14 protein-coding genes and 3 tRNA genes are annotated in these 16,407 nt (G+C 73.6%); 12 read left to right on the forward strand and 5 right to left on the reverse strand.

Annotated features, from left to right (window positions below; translation table 11 throughout):
- Nucleotides 1-5: 5 nt before the first annotated feature.
- The 4 genes from EDF18_RS08545 to EDF18_RS08560 form a co-directional block, all read right to left on the reverse strand.
- A complete protein-coding gene (locus tag EDF18_RS08545) occupies nucleotides 6-1,529 on the reverse strand; it encodes a glycosyltransferase family 39 protein (RefSeq protein WP_123547457.1) in 1,524 nt (507 codons plus the stop codon).
- A 273-nt stretch (nucleotides 1,530-1,802) separates the two neighbouring features.
- Nucleotides 1,803-1,875, reverse strand: a tRNA-Phe gene (locus EDF18_RS08550).
- Nucleotides 1,876-1,938: 63 nt separating this feature from the next.
- Nucleotides 1,939-2,015, reverse strand: a tRNA-Asp gene (locus tag EDF18_RS08555).
- Between the two features lie 129 nt (nucleotides 2,016-2,144).
- A tRNA-Glu gene (locus EDF18_RS08560) sits at nucleotides 2,145-2,217 on the reverse strand.
- Between the two features lie 263 nt (nucleotides 2,218-2,480).
- Between EDF18_RS08560 and EDF18_RS08565 the strand changes: the two genes are divergently transcribed.
- On the forward strand, nucleotides 2,481-3,773 hold the full coding sequence (locus tag EDF18_RS08565; RefSeq protein ID WP_123547458.1) for a peptidoglycan DD-metalloendopeptidase family protein: 1,293 nt from the start codon (nucleotides 2,481-2,483) through the stop codon (nucleotides 3,771-3,773).
- A gap of 69 nt (nucleotides 3,774-3,842) precedes the next feature.
- Here the strand turns inward: EDF18_RS08565 and ppa are convergent, their stop codons facing one another.
- Nucleotides 3,843-4,334 (reverse strand): inorganic diphosphatase, encoded by a 492-nt coding sequence (gene ppa / locus EDF18_RS08570; RefSeq protein ID WP_123547459.1) that lies wholly within the window; start codon nucleotides 4,332-4,334, stop codon nucleotides 3,843-3,845.
- 69 nt (nucleotides 4,335-4,403) lie between these two features.
- Between ppa and tilS the strand changes: the two genes are divergently transcribed.
- The 11 genes from tilS to lysS all read left to right on the forward strand — a co-directional run bounded on the left by tilS (nucleotide 4,404) and on the right by lysS (nucleotide 16,401).
- The gene (tilS, locus tag EDF18_RS08575) at nucleotides 4,404-5,396 is read left to right on the forward strand and encodes a tRNA lysidine(34) synthetase TilS (RefSeq protein WP_123547460.1); all 993 of its coding nucleotides are present in this window, start codon (nucleotides 4,404-4,406) and stop codon (nucleotides 5,394-5,396) included.
- Nucleotides 5,397-5,440: 44 nt separating this feature from the next.
- On the forward strand, nucleotides 5,441-5,992 hold the full coding sequence (hpt, locus tag EDF18_RS08580; protein ID WP_123547461.1) for a hypoxanthine phosphoribosyltransferase: 552 nt from the start codon (nucleotides 5,441-5,443) through the stop codon (nucleotides 5,990-5,992).
- 134 nt (nucleotides 5,993-6,126) lie between these two features.
- Complete coding sequence (gene ftsH, locus EDF18_RS08585) at nucleotides 6,127-8,118, forward strand: ATP-dependent zinc metalloprotease FtsH (RefSeq protein WP_123547462.1); 1,992 nt, start codon at nucleotides 6,127-6,129, stop codon at nucleotides 8,116-8,118.
- Between the two features lie 90 nt (nucleotides 8,119-8,208).
- The gene (gene folP, locus EDF18_RS16785) at nucleotides 8,209-9,891 is read left to right on the forward strand and encodes a dihydropteroate synthase (protein WP_369878227.1); all 1,683 of its coding nucleotides are present in this window, start codon (nucleotides 8,209-8,211) and stop codon (nucleotides 9,889-9,891) included.
- A complete protein-coding gene (gene folB, locus EDF18_RS08595; RefSeq protein WP_233569076.1) occupies nucleotides 9,888-10,313 on the forward strand; it encodes a dihydroneopterin aldolase in 426 nt (141 codons plus the stop codon). Before folP ends, folB begins: the two co-directional genes overlap by 4 nt.
- Nucleotides 10,310-11,011 (forward strand): 2-amino-4-hydroxy-6-hydroxymethyldihydropteridine diphosphokinase, encoded by a 702-nt coding sequence (folK, locus tag EDF18_RS08600; protein ID WP_123547463.1) that lies wholly within the window; start codon nucleotides 10,310-10,312, stop codon nucleotides 11,009-11,011. The genes folB and folK overlap by 4 nt, the downstream gene beginning before the upstream one ends.
- A complete protein-coding gene (locus EDF18_RS08605) occupies nucleotides 11,008-11,478 on the forward strand; it encodes a DUF3180 domain-containing protein (protein WP_123547464.1) in 471 nt (156 codons plus the stop codon). The genes folK and EDF18_RS08605 overlap by 4 nt, the downstream gene beginning before the upstream one ends.
- Nucleotides 11,479-11,547: 69 nt before the next feature.
- On the forward strand, nucleotides 11,548-12,027 hold the full coding sequence (locus tag EDF18_RS08610; protein WP_123547465.1) for a PH domain-containing protein: 480 nt from the start codon (nucleotides 11,548-11,550) through the stop codon (nucleotides 12,025-12,027).
- A gap of 107 nt (nucleotides 12,028-12,134) precedes the next feature.
- Nucleotides 12,135-13,997, forward strand: a complete 1,863-nt coding sequence (locus EDF18_RS08615) for a PH domain-containing protein (RefSeq protein ID WP_123547466.1) — start codon at nucleotides 12,135-12,137, stop codon at nucleotides 13,995-13,997.
- Nucleotides 13,994-14,758 carry a Rossmann-like and DUF2520 domain-containing protein gene (locus EDF18_RS08620; protein WP_123547467.1) on the forward strand — a complete coding sequence of 255 codons (765 nt, stop codon included), beginning with the start codon at nucleotides 13,994-13,996 and terminating at the stop codon, nucleotides 14,756-14,758. Before EDF18_RS08615 ends, EDF18_RS08620 begins: the two co-directional genes overlap by 4 nt.
- A gap of 104 nt (nucleotides 14,759-14,862) precedes the next feature.
- Nucleotides 14,863-16,401, forward strand: a complete 1,539-nt coding sequence (gene lysS / locus EDF18_RS08625; protein WP_123547468.1) for a lysine--tRNA ligase — start codon at nucleotides 14,863-14,865, stop codon at nucleotides 16,399-16,401.
- Nucleotides 16,402-16,407 lie beyond the last annotated feature (6 nt).

Raw genomic sequence — 16,407 nt, forward strand, 5'->3', positions numbered from 1 at the left:
GCGCCTCAGCCGCGGCCGGTCGGCGTGACGAAGAGATAGACGACGCTGCGGGCCGTGCGGTGCTCCTGCGCGTTCGTGAAGCCGAGCCCCCCGAGGGTGCGGCGGTCGGCGTCGTCGAGCGCGTCGGTCTGCAGCCGGGCGATCCAGAGGCGGTCGACGCCGTCGAGGCGCTCGCGGAGCACGACGGCGTCGTCGGCGTCCTCCAGGTCGAGCGTGACGTCGGTGAAGCGCCCCTCGGGGATGCCGCTGCGGACGAAGGCCAGGTCGTCGAGCTCGTCGAACCGGTCGGGGTACGCGTAGAGGGCCTGGCGCGGCCTCGTCGAGACCGTCCCGGTGGCGTCGAGCAGGAACGCGTCGCCCGGTCGGGCCTGGCTCTCGATGTAGGTCGAGAGCTGCGCGAGGTCCGCGCCGCCGCCCTTCGCCGCCGGCAGCCGCTGAGCGACCCAGGTCGGGGCGGAGGCCACGACGAGCAGCGCGATGAGGGCGATGCTGATCCGTCGACGCCGGAACCCGGTGATCGCGACGGCGAGCAGCAGGGCCATGCCGGGTGACGACCACGTCACGATCCGCGCCTGGTACACGGGCGAGAGCACGACGCCGAGGACGAGCATGAGGCCCGCAGGGATCGCGGCCCAGAGCGCCCCGAGCAGCACGACGCTGCCGGGGGTGCGCGACCTGTCCCGCAGGCGGGTGCCGAGCAGGATCAGCAGCACGACGGCGATGGCCGCCCACGTCACGGACGTCGCGAACCACGGCTCGACGAGCACGCTGTACCAGGTGATGTCGGAGCCCGTCGACGGATCGTCGGCCGTCAGCAGCCTGGTCCGCTCGGAGAGCACGGTGCCGATCACCGGCGCCGAGGCGAGCAGGGCCGAGCCGGTCGAGATGGACCAGCCGAGGAGGCGGTGGCGGGCTCCCCGACGACGGCGCTGGGCCGGTGCGAGGACGAGGAACACCCCGTGCACGACGACGATCAGCCCGAGCGGGACGAAGGTGACGATCGCGCCAGCGAGGGCGGCCCCGTAGCCCATCCACCACCTCCTCTGGTGCCGGCGGGAGGCGACGAGCACCAGCACGGTGAGCCAGACGGCCACGGCCGCGGTGAGCGCGTACGGGCGTGCCTCGGTCGCCTCGAGGGTGAGGCGGGGCAGCACCGCCGAGATGCCGGCGGCGAGCAGGGCCGTGCGGCGGTCGGTGAGCATGCGCGTGAGCACGAGCACGCCGGCCGCGACGACGCCGACCGCGACCGCGCTCGGCAGCCGGGTGACGAGCGTGCTCTCGCCGAGCAGGCCCGTCCAGAAGTGCATGAAGACGTAGTAGGCGCCGTGCACGAGGTCGCGCTGGTCGAGGAACGCGAGCAGGGCAGGCAGGGGGAGGCGCGCGGCCTGGAGGGTGGTGGCCTCGTCGCTCCAGTAGGAGGGGACCCAGGCGGCGGCGAACCCGACGACCAGCGCCGCGACGCCGGCCAGCAGCGGGTCGAGCCAGCGGCTGCGGGAGGGGACGACGGCCGGGTCGTGGCCGATGCTCACGCGGCTCCTGCCGACGCCGGGCCGGCCGACGACGGGTCGTCAGGCGACACGGGTCCTGCCTGTGCGCGGCCCTCTGTCGCGGAGGCCTGCGTGGCGGGGCACGGCATCGATCCGTGGACCTCTCGATCGTCAGTCGGTGCGGTTGAGGAGTGCGTGCTGTCGAGCATCTGTCCCGAGCGTATCGTCCTGGCGTCCAGGACGGCTGGCCACGACGGCGTCCACGACCGGAGAGCGACGCAAGAAGCCCCCGGCTTCACCGGGGGCTTCGTGATGTGGCTGGACGCGGCGTCGATCCGCGGACCTTTCGATTTTCAGTCGAACGCTCTACCAACTGAGCTACCCAGCCGTGGGGTCCAGCTCGTGAGCTGGTCTCTCGGAGGGACGTGCCCTCCAGACGAGTGACTCGCCTTGGCGACCCTGACCGGACTTGAACCGGCGACCTCCGCCGTGACAGGGCGGCGCGCTAACCAACTGCGCTACAGGGCCAAACTGGTGCTGCTGATGTTGCTTCTGGTGGTGCGTCGTGCTGATGATACGTCGTGTCAGAGACGCTGCCTCGAGAGATACTACCTGGACCTGGTCAGAAGGAGAAACCGGAGCTTCTCGATCGGACCGTGACCCCAACGGGATTCGAACCCGTGCTGCCGCCGTGAAAGGGCGGTGTCCTAGGCCACTAAACGATGGGGCCGAGTGGTCCACGAGGAACCACAGGCAACCGAGGAGCAAGCATACAGATCGGAGACCCTCCGCGCAAAACGGTCTCGACGGGCCCCGTGGCGGCCGCACCTCGCCACGACTCGCCGCCGGGCGCGACCTGCTGGCGGGTCGGCACGGGGCCGTCTACCTTCGACCTGTACTCCACAGTTCGTCGGTCGCGAGATCGGCGGACGATCGGACGGCTCGGGCCTCCCGGGCGAGCTCGACCTCGTGCACGACGAAATCGGAACCTCGATGACCTCCAGCCGCACCCGCCGCCGCCGCGCCTCCTCGGCCCTCGCCGTCCACCTCGGCCCGCACGGCGCGCGCATCGCCGCCGCCCTCGCGGCCGTCGCCCTGCTGGTCGGCGCGGGCGTCGCGTCGCCGCAGGCCGCCCACGCGGCGGACTACCCGTCCTGGGCCGACGTGCAGGCCGCCCGCGGCGACACGGCCGCGAAGCAGGGGGAGATCGACACGCTCCAGGGCCTGCTGACCCAGCTCGACGCCGATCTCGACGCGAAGAACGAGGACGCCCGGCAGAAGGGCGACGCGCTCCAGGCGGCGCAGACCGCCTACGACGACGCGCAGTTCCGCACCGCCCAGCTGCAGGCCCAGGCCGACGACGCCGCGAAGGTCGCCGCCGCCAGCGAGGAGCGGGCCGGCCAGCTCGCCGCCCAGCTCGGACGGTCCGGCGGAAACGACGGCATCAGCAGCAGCCTCATCGCCGACCCGGGCGACGCGGGCCAGCTGCTCTACAAGCTCGGCGCGATGAGCAAGCTCACCGAGCAGGCCGACGGCATCTACTCGCAGGCCACGCAGGACAGGAACACCGCGCAGTCGCTCAGCGACCAGGCCGCCGTCGCGGCCGCCGCCCTCGAGGAGCTCGCCGACGAGGCCCGGGTCGCCCTGGCCGCCGCGAACGAGGCGGCACAGGCCGCCGCCGACGCGCTCGCCGAGCAGGAGGACAACAAGGCCCGGCTGGAGGCGCAGCTCGCGATCCTGCAGCAGGACCTGCAGACCACCGAGGCCGAGTTCCAGGCCGGCGAGGAGGCGCGCAAGGCGGCCGAGGCCGCTGCGGCAGCCGAGGCGGCCAAGTACGGCAGCCCGACCAACGGCACCCCGGCCGGCGTCATCTCGAGCGCGGGCTGGACCCGCCCCTCTGGCGGCAACGTCGTCAGCGGCTTCGGCATGCGCGTCAACCCGGTCACCCACGCGTACGTGCTGCACGCCGGCACCGACCTGGCCGCCGCCTGCGGCACGCCGATCTTCGCCGCCACCGCGGGCACGGTCAGCTACGCGGGCTGGATGGGCGGCTACGGCAACTTCGTCCAGGTCGACCACGGCGGCGGCGTCAGCACCGGCTACGGCCACCAGGTCAACGGCGGGATCATGGTGTCCGTCGGCCAGCGCGTCGAGGTCGGCCAGCGGATCGGCACCGTCGGCTCGACCGGCAACTCGACCGGCTGCCACCTGCACTTCGAGACGCGGCAGGGCGGCGTCGCGGCCGACCCGGTCCCGTTCATGTCGGCGCGGGGCATCCGCCTCTAGCCCGACGAGCGACGACGAAGGGCCCGACGCGCGTGCGTCGGGCCCTTCGTCGTGTGCGGGAGGCGCGGGTCAGTGGCCCTCGGCCGCCAGCTTCACGATGCCGGCCTCGACGATGGCCTCGGCCTCGGCGGCGTCGCCCCAGCCCTCGGTCTTGACCCACTTGCCGGGCTCGAGGTCCTTGTAGTGCTCGAAGAAGTGCTCGATCTCCTTGCGGAGGAACTCGGGCACGTCGGCGACGTCCTGGATGTGCTCCCAACGCGGGTCCTTCGCGGGGACCGCGATGACCTTGGCGTCGCTGCCGCCGTCGTCGGTCATGTTGAAGACGCCGACGGGACGGACCTTGACGCCCACCCCCGGGAACAGCGGGTAGTCGAGCAGCACGAGCACGTCGACGGGGTCGCCGTCGAGCCCGAGCGTGTTCTCGAAGAACCCGTAGTCGGTCGGGTAGACGAAGCCGGTGAAGAGCACGCGGTCGAGGTACACGCGACCCGTCTCGTGGTCGACCTCGTACTTGTTGCGGCTTCCCTTGGGGATCTCGATCACGGCGTCGTACGCGGCCATGGGTGCTCCTGGTTCAGTCTCGGGGGCACGCCGACCAGGCCGGTCGGCGGCTGCCGGTAACGTTACAAGATGCCCGAGAGACCGCGCCTGACCCCTGCCGTCGCCGACGTCCGACGTGCTGTCCGCGCCTCCTTCGCGGGCCTCGCGACCGGCGACCTGGTGCTGGTGGCGCTGAGCGGCGGCGCCGACTCGCTCGCCCTCGCCGCGGCGACCGCCTTCGAGGCCCCTCGTGCCGGGCTCACGGCCGGTGCGGTCGTCGTCGACCACGGCCTGCAGCCGGGCTCGGCCGAGGTGGCCGAGGCGGCGGCTGCCCGGGCCTCGGCCCTGGGGCTCGCGCCCGTGGTCGTCCGTCGGGTCGACGTCGGCGCCGAGGGCGGCCCCGAGGCCGCCGCCCGCGAGGCCCGCTACGCCGCGCTCACGGCCGTGGCCGACGAGACGGGCGCCGTGGCCGTGCTGCTCGGGCACACCCTCGACGACCAGGCCGAGACGGTGCTGCTCGGCCTCGCCCGCGGCAGCGGCCCGACGAGCCTGCAGGGCATGGGCGCCGTGTCGGGGCGGTGGCGACGGCCGCTGCTGGCGGTCCGGCGCGAGGCGACCCGCGCCTCCTGCGCCGATCTCGGCCTCGAGCCGTGGGACGACCCGCACAACGACGACCCCGGGTACGCCCGGGTGCGCGTCCGCACGACCGTGCTGCCCGCGCTCGAGCGCGAGCTGGGGCCCGGCGTCGCCGAGGCGCTCGTCCGCACCGCGGCGCAGCTGCGCGAGGACTCGGAGGCGCTCGACCACTTCGCCGAGGAGCAAGCGGAGGAGGTGGCCGACCACGCCGAGGCCGGCATCTCGCTCGACGTCCGGTCGCTGGCCGCGAACCCCGCGGCGCTGCGGCAGCGGCTGATCCGCCTGGCCGTCGAGAGCGAGTTCGCGCTGACGCTGAGCCGCGCGCAGACCCTCGAGGTCGCCCGGCTCGTGACCGACTGGCACGGCCAGGGAGCGGTGTCCCTGCCGGGCGTTACAGTTGTCCGCACCGGAGGCGCGCTGCACTTCGCCGCGACCGCCGCCTCCTGAGGCCCCGCCCCTCCCTCCCCCTCACGACTGGAGAACGCCCGACCATGGAACTCAGCGACATCGAGAGCGACCTGACCAGCGTCCTGTACACCGAGGAGCAGATCCACGCGGCGATCGCCGAGGTCGCCCGTGCGGTCGAGGTCGACTACGCCGGGCGCGAGCCGCTGCTGGTGGGCGTGCTCAAGGGCGCCGTCATGGTCATGGCCGACTTCGCGCGCGAGCTCAAGCTGAACGCGCAGATGGACTGGATGGCCGTCTCGTCGTACGGCTCCGGCACCAAGTCGTCGGGCGTCGTCCGCATCCTCAAGGACCTCGACACCGACCTGCACGGCCGCGACGTGATCATCGTCGAGGACATCATCGACTCGGGCCTCACGCTCTCGTGGCTGCTCGAGAACCTCAAGAGCCGCGGTGCCGCCTCCGTCGAGATCTTCGCGCTGCTGCGCAAGCCCGAGGCCGCCAAGGTGCACGTCGACGTCAAGTACGTCGGCTTCGAGATCCCCAACGAGTTCGTCGTCGGCTACGGCCTCGACTTCGCCGAGAAGTACCGCAACCTGCGCGGGGTCGGGGTGTTGGCTCCCCACGTCTACAGCTGAGGCCCGTCCACCACCCCAGTACGGGAGCGGGCAGCCCGCTATGAGCGAACACCCATCAGGCCCCTAGGCGGCCCGTTGTAGCCTTTCGCTCACGTTCTTCCTGCAGAAAGGTGTCGGGCGTCGCCCGTACTGACATGGACTTCAAGAAACTGTTCCGCGGACCGATCATCTACATCGTGATCGCGGTGATCGGCATCGGCATCGGCTGGAGCGTCATCAGCGCCTCCGGCACGACCCAGGTGTCGACGCAGGAGGGGCTCAAGGCCCTGAACGACGACAAGGTCTCGTCGGCCACGATCTTCAGCAACGAGCAGCGGGTCGACCTGGTCCTCAAGGACGGCGACGCGCAGCAGCAGTTCTACTACTCGACGCCCCGCGGCGACGAGGTCGTCACCGCGATCAACGACGCGGACCTGAAGGACTTCGACGACACCGTCACGCAGACCAGCTGGTTCGTGTCGCTGCTCAGCGTCCTCCTGCCGTTCCTCATCATCGGCGTCATCTTCTGGTTCCTCCTGTCGTCCATGCAGGGAGGCGGCAGCAAGGTCATGCAGTTCGGCAAGTCCAAGGCGAAGCTCGCGTCGAAGGAGACGCCGCAGGTGATGTTCACCGACGTCGCCGGCGCGGACGAGGCCATCGAGGAGCTCGAGGAGATCAAGGAGTTCCTGAAGGAGCCCGCGAAGTTCCAGGCCGTGGGCGCCCGCATCCCCAAGGGCGTGCTGCTCTACGGCCCTCCCGGCACCGGCAAGACCCTGCTCGCCCGCGCCGTCGCCGGCGAGGCGGGCGTGCCCTTCTTCTCCATCTCGGGATCCGACTTCGTCGAGATGTTCGTCGGCGTCGGCGCCAGCCGCGTGCGTGACCTCTTCGAGCAGGCCAAGCAGAACTCGCCGGCCATCATCTTCGTCGACGAGATCGACGCCGTCGGCCGCCACCGCGGCGCCGGCGTCGGCGGCGGCAACGACGAGCGCGAGCAGACCCTCAACCAGCTGCTCGTCGAGATGGACGGCTTCGACGTCAAGACCAACGTCATCCTGATCGCCGCGACCAACCGCCCCGACGTGCTCGACCCCGCTCTGCTCCGTCCGGGCCGTTTCGACCGCCAGATCGGTGTCGACGCCCCCGGCCTCGACGGTCGCCGCCAGATCCTCGAGGTGCACGGCAAGGGCAAGCCCCTCGCCGCCTCCGTCAACCTCGAGGTGCTGGCGCGCAAGACGCCGGGCTTCACCGGCGCCGACCTCGCCAACGTGCTCAACGAGGCGGCCCTGCTGACGGCCCGCTCGAACGCGCAGCTGATCGACAACCGCGCCCTCGACGAGGCGGTCGACCGCGTCATGGCCGGCCCCCAGCGCCGCAGCCGCATCATGAACGACCACGAGAAGCTCATCACGGCGTACCACGAGGGCGGCCACGCGCTCGCGGCGGCGGCGATGCGGCACACCGACCCGGTGACCAAGATCACGATCCTGCCGCGTGGCCGGGCCCTCGGCTACACGATGGTGCTGCCCCTCGAGGACAAGTACTCCGTCACCCGCAACGAGCTGCTCGACCAGCTGGCCTACGCCATGGGCGGCCGCGTCGCGGAGGAGCTCGTGTTCCACGACCCCACCACCGGCGCCTCGAACGACATCGAGAAGGCCACCGGCACCGCCCGCAAGATGGTGACCGAGTTCGGCATGAGCAACAAGGTCGGGTCGGTCAAGCTGGGCCAGGGGTCCGGCGAGCAGTTCATGGGCCGTGACATGGGCCAGCGCGACTACTCCGAGACCATCGCCGAGACGGTCGACGCCGAGGTGCGCGTGCTGCTCGAGCAGGCGCACGACGAGGCCTGGGCGGTCATCAACGACAACCGCGACATCCTCGACCACCTCGCGGCCGAGCTCCTCGAGAAGGAGACGCTCGACCACGACGAGCTCGCGGTGATCTTCAAGGACGTCAAGAAGCTGCCCGAGCGCCCGCAGTGGCTCTCGAGCGACAAGCGTCCCGTGTCGGACCGCCCCGCGATCCCGATGCCGACCAAGGCACCGGTCGACGCCGAGGCCGTCGACGGCGGAGTGGGCTCCGAGCCCGAGGAGGCGCCCTCGCGGAAGCGCCCGCCGCGCACCACCCCCGGCATCGCCACGGCCTAGGCGCGCAGGCCGATCCGGGCGGCGCACCGCGTCCGCCCGGGTCGGTAGCCTTGCCTCTCGACCCGTGGCCCTGATCGGAGGAACCTCCCCGTGACCGACTCGCCGTCCGACGGTGACCACCGCTCGTCGTCCGAAGCGTCCGAGCCGCGTGCCTGGAAGCGGCCGCGTGGTCGCGAGCGGTACCCGGACCCGGTCGTCGTCGACGCGCCTCCGCCGGCCAGCGCCCCGGCCGCCGGTGCCGAGCGTCGTCTCGCCCTGTCGCTGGACGAGCGCGCCGCCGTCCGGCCGCCCGCCCAGCTGCCGCCCGTGACGCACACCCCGGCGACGCAGTCGTCGGCTGCGCAGGCGGCTGCGCAGGCGCCCGCCCGGCAGCACCCGCCCGTGCCGACCCCGCCCGCGGGTGCCCGTCCGGGCGTGCCGCCGGCCGTCGCGCCGCGGGCCTCCACTGCTCCCGCCGGGTCCGGAGCACCTGCCCCGACGGCCGCCGCCGGCCACGTCGCCGGGCGACGCCTCGTGGTCGGAGGTCGCTACGACGGCCCGCTCCCCGGCGGCGACGCGACGCGCACGCGGTCCGGGTCGCACGCGGCGCCCGGCCTCGTCGACGCGCCTGCACGTGAGCTCGACGAGCCCGGCCGCCCACCTCGCGAGCGCACCCGCGTCGCCTCGCACGCCGCGCCTCCTGAGGACCGGGCCGAGCTGCTCCGGCTCGAGGCCGACGACGTGGCCGCCGTGGCTGCCGCCGACTCCGCCCGCGCGGCCGACGCCGGTGCGCACTCGGGGCCGGCTCCTGCCGCCTCCGGCCCCCGGGCACGCCGCCGGGCACGCGGCCGCGCCGACGAGGTCGACCCGCGCGACGTCGCGACGCGGGCGATCCCGGTCCAGCGGCCCGCCGCCTCCGTGCGCCCGACCGGTGCGACGCGGGACGACCACGGCTCCGTGACGGTCTCGCGGACGCTCGTGATGGGGATCCTCAACGTCACGCCCGACTCGTTCAGCGACGGCGGGCGCTACGTCGGCCTCGACGACGCCTTGCGCCACGCTCGCGAGCTCGTCTCCGCCGGGGCCGACATCGTCGACGTCGGGGGCGAGTCCACCCGGCCGGGCGCCCGCCGCGTCGACCCGGTCGAGGAGCAGCGTCGGGTGCTGCCGGTCATCCGGGAGCTCGCCTCCGAGGGCGTCCGGCTGAGCATCGACACCATGAACGCGGCCACCGCGTTCGCCGCCGTCGACGCGGGCGCCGACGTCATCAACGACGTCTCCGGCGGCCTCGCGGACCGCTACATGGCGCAGGTCGCCGCCGACACCGGCCGGCCGTTCGTCGCGATGCACTGGCGAGGACACCTCGCCGACGCGACCGCGGGCATGCGGGGCGACGACGTGGCAGGCCAGGTGCGCGACGAGCTGCGGCGCCGCGTCGACGACCTCGTCGACGCCGGCGTCGAGCGCGACCAGATCGTGCTCGACCCCGGCCTCGGCTTCTCGAAGGACGCCGACCAGAACTGGGAGGTGCTCGCCAGCCTCCACGAGCTCGGCCGGCTCGGCCACCCGATGGTGGTCGGTGCGTCGCGCAAGCGCTTCCTCGGCGACCTCCTGCCGGACGGCGCCGAGCCCCGTGACCGCGACGCTGCCACGGCGGTCATCAGCGTGCTCGCCGCCCAGGCAGGGGTCTGGGCGGTGCGGGTGCACGACGCCGCGTCGACGCGCGCGGCCCTCGACGTCTGGCAGGCGTGGCAGCGCGGGTCGGGCCCGGCCCGCTCGGCGAGGCACGCGTGACCGCGGTGGGCGACGGGCGCGGGCCCGACGAGGCGGCCTCGGTCCGCACGGCACCCGTCGGGCTCGACGTGCTGCGGCTGCTCGGCGTCCGCGCCACGGGCCACCACGGCGTCTTCGACCACGAGCGCCGCGACGGGCAGGAGTTCGTGATCGACGCCGTCGTGCACCTCGACACGATCCCGGCCGCCGACGACGACGACCTCGCGCAGACGGTGCACTACGGCGTCCTCGCCGAGCAGCTGGTCGCCGCGGTCGAGCGCGACCCCGTCGACCTGATCGAGACCCTGGCCGAGCGCCTCGCCGCCCTCGTGCTGAGCCACCCCGCCGCCGCGCGGGTCGAGCTGACCGTGCACAAGCCGAGCGCCCCGATCACCGTGCCCTTCGGCGACGTGTCGATCACCGTCGTGCGGGAGCGCGCGTGAGCGGCGCGAGCGGCGCGAGCGGATCGAGCGGCGTCGCCGGTGCCGCGTCCGTCGCGCGCCGCGGCGTGGTCGCGCTGGGCTCGAACCTGGGCGACCGCGACGAGCTGCTGCGCGACGCCGTCGCCGCGCTGGCGGCGACCCCGGGCGTGACCGTGACCGCCGCCTCCTCGCCGGTGTCGTCGGTCGCCGTGACGCTGGACGGTCCGGACGAGAGCAAGCCGACGTACCTCAACGCCGTCGCGCTCGTCGAGACGACGCTCGAGCCCCTGGCGCTGCTCGACGCGCTGCAGGCGATCGAGCACGACCACGGCAGGGTACGCGACGAGCGCTGGGGCGACCGGACCCTCGACCTCGACGTCGTCGTGCTCGGCGACCTCGAGCTCGAGACCGAGAGGCTCACGCTGCCGCACCCCCGTGCGGCCGAGCGCGCGTTCGTGCTCGAGCCGTGGCTCCAGGTCGACGAGGAGGCGCGGCTCGGCACCCGGGGACGCGTCGCCGACCTGCTCGCCGCGCTGCCCGACCGCACCCGGCCCGTGCCCGGGGCGACCGGCCTGCTCGTGCCGGCGCGCGCCTCCTCGGCCCCGGCCCCTGGGGCCGACGACGCCTCCGACGGCCCGTCCGACGAGGCCTCCGACGACGCGTCCGGCCCGGACGACGTCCCCACCCGCGCCCCCGACTCGGCGGGAGGTGCCTCGTGAGGCACACCCGCCCGGCGACGCTCGTCGGCCTCGCCCTCGTGGCCCTCGTCGGCGGCTTCGTCGTCGACGCTGCGCTCGTGTCGTCCGGCCAGCCCTCGATCGTGCCGTCGATCGTGCTCGGCCTCGTGCTGCTCGTGATCGGCGGGATCGTCGTGACGATGGCCCTGCCCGTGCGCCGAGTCGCGAAGGGCACCCAGAAGGAGCGGATCGACCCCTACTACGCGACCCGCGTGCTGCTGCTCGCGAAGGCCAGCAGCCTGGCCGGCGCGCTCTTCGCGGGAGCGAGCGGAGGGGTGCTCGCCTTCATGACGACGCGCGGCGTGGACGTGGCGATAGGCTCCGTGGTGCCCACGATCGTCGCCGTCGTGGGGGGCCTCGGCCTCCTCGCGGCCGGGATCGTCGCCGAGCACATGTGCACGGTGCCGCCCGGGGACGACGAGGGCGGACCAGGAGCCCAGGCGGCCTGACCGCAGGCCGGCAGCCCCGCCGACAGCACTGCTGCAGGGCGACCCGCAGCCGACCCGGAGGTACGCGCCATGGACCGACTCGACGTGGCAGAGCCCGCCTGGACCGGCATCTCGCCCAAGTACGTCTGGCCCGAGCTCGTGGGCTGGCTGGTCACCGGGCTGATCGCCGCCGCGGCCACGACGCCGCTCTGGTTCATCGGCGCCTGGTGGTGCTACGCGATCACCGCCGCCGTCGTGGTCGTGATGGTCGTCGTCATGGCGTTCGTGCCCCGACGCGTGCGCTCGATCCGGTACCAGCTGCGGGAGGACGACCTGCTCGTCCGCCGCGGCATCCTGTACCTGCGCTTCGTCGCCGTGCCCTACGGCCGGATGCAGCTCATCGACATCAACCGCGGCCCCGTCGTGCGGGCCCTCGGCCTCAGCGACCTGAAGTTCGTCACGGCGGCGGCGTCGTCGGGCGTGACGATCCCGGGGCTCCCGGAGGCGGAGGCCGACTCGCTGCGCGACCGCCTCGTCGAGCTCGCCGAGTCCCGCCGGGCGGGGCTGTGAGCGGGCCGCTGCCGGGGGAGGGGGCACCGCCTCCTGCGGACGGGCCCGCCGCGCCTGACTCGCCTGCGACGCCCGCGACGCCTGCCGCGTCCGCCGCGCCCGCTGCGGTGGCCGAGCTCACCGACGGCGAGTGGCACCGCCTGCACCCCGCGACGCCGCTGCTCAAGGGTGGCATCGCCCTGATCGTCGTGCTGGGCATCATCGTCAACAACGCCCGCGAGTGGGTCGTCGGCTTCTTCGTGCCGGGCGGGCGGCGCCCGGACGGCGACGGTGAGGGCGACCCGTTCGGCTACGTCGTCGAGCACGGGTACCTCGGGTTCGTGCTGCTCGGGGTGCTCGTCGTGGCCGCCGTGCTCGTGCTCGTCTTCTGGCTGTCGTGGCGGATGAACACGTTCCGCGTCACGGAGGAGATCGTCGAGGTCCGCAGCGGCGTCGTCTTCCGCACGAACCGGCGGGCGCGGCTCGACCGGGTCCAGGGGATCAACATCCAGCGACCGGTGCTGGCGCGCGTCTTCGGCGCCGCCAAGCTCGAGGTGAGCCAGGCGGGCGACGACGCGAACGTCTCGCTCGCGTACCTCCGCTCGGCGGCGGCGGACGACCTGCGGCGCGAGATCCTGCGGCGTGCCTCAGGCGTGCAGCGGTCGGCCGTCGACGGCGTGCAGGCCGCGCCTCCTGCCCGTGCGGCCGCGTCCGCCCAGCCTGCGTCCGCCCAGCCTGCGCCCGGCCAGGCGATGCCCGGCGACGCGATGCCCGGCCACGCCGCGCCTGCCGACACCCGTCAGCGCTTCGTCGGGCTCGTCGAGCAGCGCGCCCAGGACTTCCTCTCCGACGGCCTCGACCCGCAGGAGGCGCCCCCCGAGTCGGTCGTCAAGGTGGACGTCGGCCGCCTGGTCGGCTCCGTCCTGCTGAGCGGGTACACGCTGTTCCTCGTCGCGGCGGCGATCGCCGTGGTCGTCAGCGTGCGGCTGACGGGCGAGTTCTTCCTGCTCTTCGCCCTGCTGCCCGCCGTGCTCGGCTCGAGCGGGTACTACGTCAACCGGGTCACCAAGTCGCTGCGCTACAGCATCTCGTCGTCCCGCGACGGCATCCGCATCGGCTACGGGCTGTTCTCGACGACGAACGAGACGCTCCCGCCCGGGCGCATCCACTCGGTGAGGGTGAGCCAGCCCCTGCTGTGGCGGCCGTTCGGCTGGTGGCAGATCAGCATCAACCGGGCCTCGCGCTCGTCCACCGACGGCTCGGGGCACCAGGGCAACTCGACGCTCCTGCCGGTCGGCGACGAGACGGACGTGCGGCGGGTGCTCGAGCTCGTGCTGCCCGAGCTCGTCGGCGTGCCCGCCGCCGAGGTGCAGGCGGAGGAGCGGGCCGAGGAGGCGTCGGCCCTGTCGGCCGAGACCGCCGCCGGCACCGGGACGGCGGGCGCCGAGCCCGCGCTCGCGGAGCCCACGCACGCCGAGATCCCGGGCGCCGGCCCTGGGCGCACCGAACCCGAGCCCGCGCTCGAAGAGCCCGAGCGTGCCGTCGTGCACGAGCGCGCCTCGCACACCCTCTCGCTCGTCGAGGACGGCCTGACCTCGCGCGGCAGCGAGGGCGGCTTCACCACGTCGCCCCGTCGTGCTGCCGTGCTGCGCTGGTTCTCGTGGCGCCGCAACGGGTTCCGGACGGCTCCGGGCGCCCTGCTGCTGCGCAAGGGAGCGATCTGGCGCGAGCTCGTCGTCGTGCCGCTGCCCCGGATGCAGAGCGTCGGCCTGTCGCAGGGCCCGCTGCTGCGGCGCCTCCGGCTCGCCGCCGTGCACCTGCACACCGTCCAGGGGCCGATCATCGCGACGATCGGCGCGCTCGACCAGGACGACGCGATGGCCTTCTTCGAGGGTGCCGCGCGCGACGCGGTGACCTCGGCCCGGGCCGACCGCACCCACCGCTGGGGCGCCTCCTCGGCTCCCGTCGCCCCTGAGGAGCCGCGCCCGTGAGCCCGCAGCAGAGCGGACGCCTCGGCGTCGGCGTGATCGGCGCCGGCCACGTGGGGCCGGTGCTCGGCGCCGCCCTGGCCGCCGCGGGCCACGCGATCGTCGGCATCTCGGCCGTGTCCGAGCGCAGCCTCGACCGGGCGGAGGCGATCCTGCCGGGCGTCCCCGTGCTGACGGTCCCCGAGATCGTCGAGCGCAGCGAGCTCGTGCTCATCGCGGTGCCGGACGACCAGCTCGCCGACCTCGTGCAGGGCCTCGCCGCGACCGGGGTCTGGCAGCCGGGTCAGCTCGTCGTCCACACGTCGGCGGCGCACGGCCTCGAGGTGCTGCGGCCGGCTCTCGCGGCGGGGGCGATCCCGCTGGCGATCCACCCCGCGCTCACGTTCACGGGGACCACGATCGACCTCGTCCGGCTCCGTGAGGCGTGGTGCGCCGTGACGGCGCCCGGGCCGGTCCAGCCGATCGGGCAGGCGCTCGTCGTCGAGATGGGCGCCGAGCCCGTGCTCGTCAGCGAGGCCGACCGGCCGCGCTACGCCGAGGCCGTGGCGACCGCCACCGAGTTCTCCGCCGCGATCGTCACGCAGTCGGTCTCGATGCTCGCCGAGCTCGGCGTCCCCGAGCCCGGTCGGCTCATCGCGCCCCTGGTCCGCTCCGCCATGGACCGCGCCCTGGGCGTCGCCGGCGGCTCGAGCGGCCCCGGTACCATCGACATGGCGGCGTTCGACGACCCGCCGTCCCCGTTCGGCGGGGGCCTCGGCGCCTGACGGCTGCGCGCCCGCTCGTCCGCTCGTCGCCGTCGCAGCCCACGCCGCGCCTCCTCGACTCCCCGTTCTCTCCGTCCCCCACCACCCCGCTGGAGCCCCCGCACATGACCGACGCCCCCGAGACCACCACCCCCTCCGACGACGCGGCCGCCGTGGTCGCCGCCGCGGCCGAGGCGGCTCGCGAGGCCTCCGAGCAGAAGCAGGTGCGGCTCGAGAAGCGTGCCCGGCTGCTCGAGACCGGGCGCGACGCGTACCCGGTCGGCGTCCCGCTGACCGACACGATCCCCGCCGTGCGGGCGCGTCACGCCGAGCTCGAGGCGGGTGCCGAGACCGGCGAGGTGGTCGGCCTGGCCGGACGCGTCGTGCACGCGCGCAACACCGGCAAGCTCTGCTTCGCGGCGCTGCAGGCCGGCGACGGCTCGCGCATCCAGGCGATGGTGTCGCTCGCCGAGGTGGGCGACGAGTCGCTCGCCGAGTGGAAGGACCTCGTCGACCTCGGCGACCACGTCTTCGTCAAGGGGCAGGTCATCTCGTCGCGCCGCGGCGAGCTGTCGATCATGGTGAGCGAGTGGGCGATCGCCTCGAAGGCGATCCTGCCCCTGCCGAACCTGCACGGCGAGCTCAGCGAGGAGACGCGGGTGCGTCAGCGCTACCTCGACCTGATCGTCCGCGACCAGGCCCGCGCCACGGTGCGCGCCCGCGCCGCCGCGGTCTCGTCGCTGCGCCGCACCTTCGACCAGCACGAGTACCTCGAGGTCGAGACCCCGATGCTCCAGACCATGCACGGCGGCGCGGCGGCGCGTCCGTTCCAGACGCACAGCAACGCGTTCGACACCGAGCTGTTCCTCCGCATCGCGCCCGAGCTGTTCCTCAAGCGCGCCGTCGTCGGCGGCATCGACCGCGTCTTCGAGATCAACCGCAACTTCCGCAACGAGGGCGCCGACTCGACGCACTCGCCCGAGTTCGCGATGGTCGAGGCGTACCAGGCCTACGGCGACTACGAGCAGATGGCCCGGCTCACGCAGCAGCTCGTGCAGGAGGCGGCGCTCGCGGTCGCGGGGACCCACCTCGTCACGCTCGCCGACGGCACCGAGTACGACCTCGGCGGCGAGTGGGCCCGCGTGCCCATGTACGAGTCGCTCAGCGAGGCGGCCGGAGTCGAGGTCACGCCGCTGACGACCGTGTCCGAGCTGCAGCGCCTCGCCGCGACCGTCGACCTGGTCGTGCCGCACGAGACGCACGGCAAGCTCGTCGAGGAACTGTGGGAGCACTTCGTCAAGCCCTCGCTCGACCGTCCCACCTTCGTCGTCGACTTCCCGGTCGACACGAGCCCCCTCGTCCGCCAGCACCGCTCGAAGCCCGGCGTCGTCGAGAAGTGGGACCTCTACGTGCGCGGCTTCGAGCTCGCCACGGCGTACTCCGAGCTCGTCGACCCGGTCGTGCAGCGCGAGCGCTTCGTCGAGCAGGCCGCGCTCTCGGCCCGCGGCGACGCCGAGGCCATGCGCCTCGACGAGGACTTCCTCCGCGCCCTCGAGCACGGCATGCCGCCGAGCGGTGGCATGGGCATGGGCATCGACCGCCTCCTCATGGCGATCACCGGGCTCGGCATCCGCGAGACGATCCTCTTCCCGCTCGTCAAGTAGCGGCAG

This window comes from Frigoribacterium sp. PhB107, from assembly GCF_003751515.1.
Lineage (GTDB): Bacteria > Actinomycetota > Actinomycetes > Actinomycetales > Microbacteriaceae > Frigoribacterium.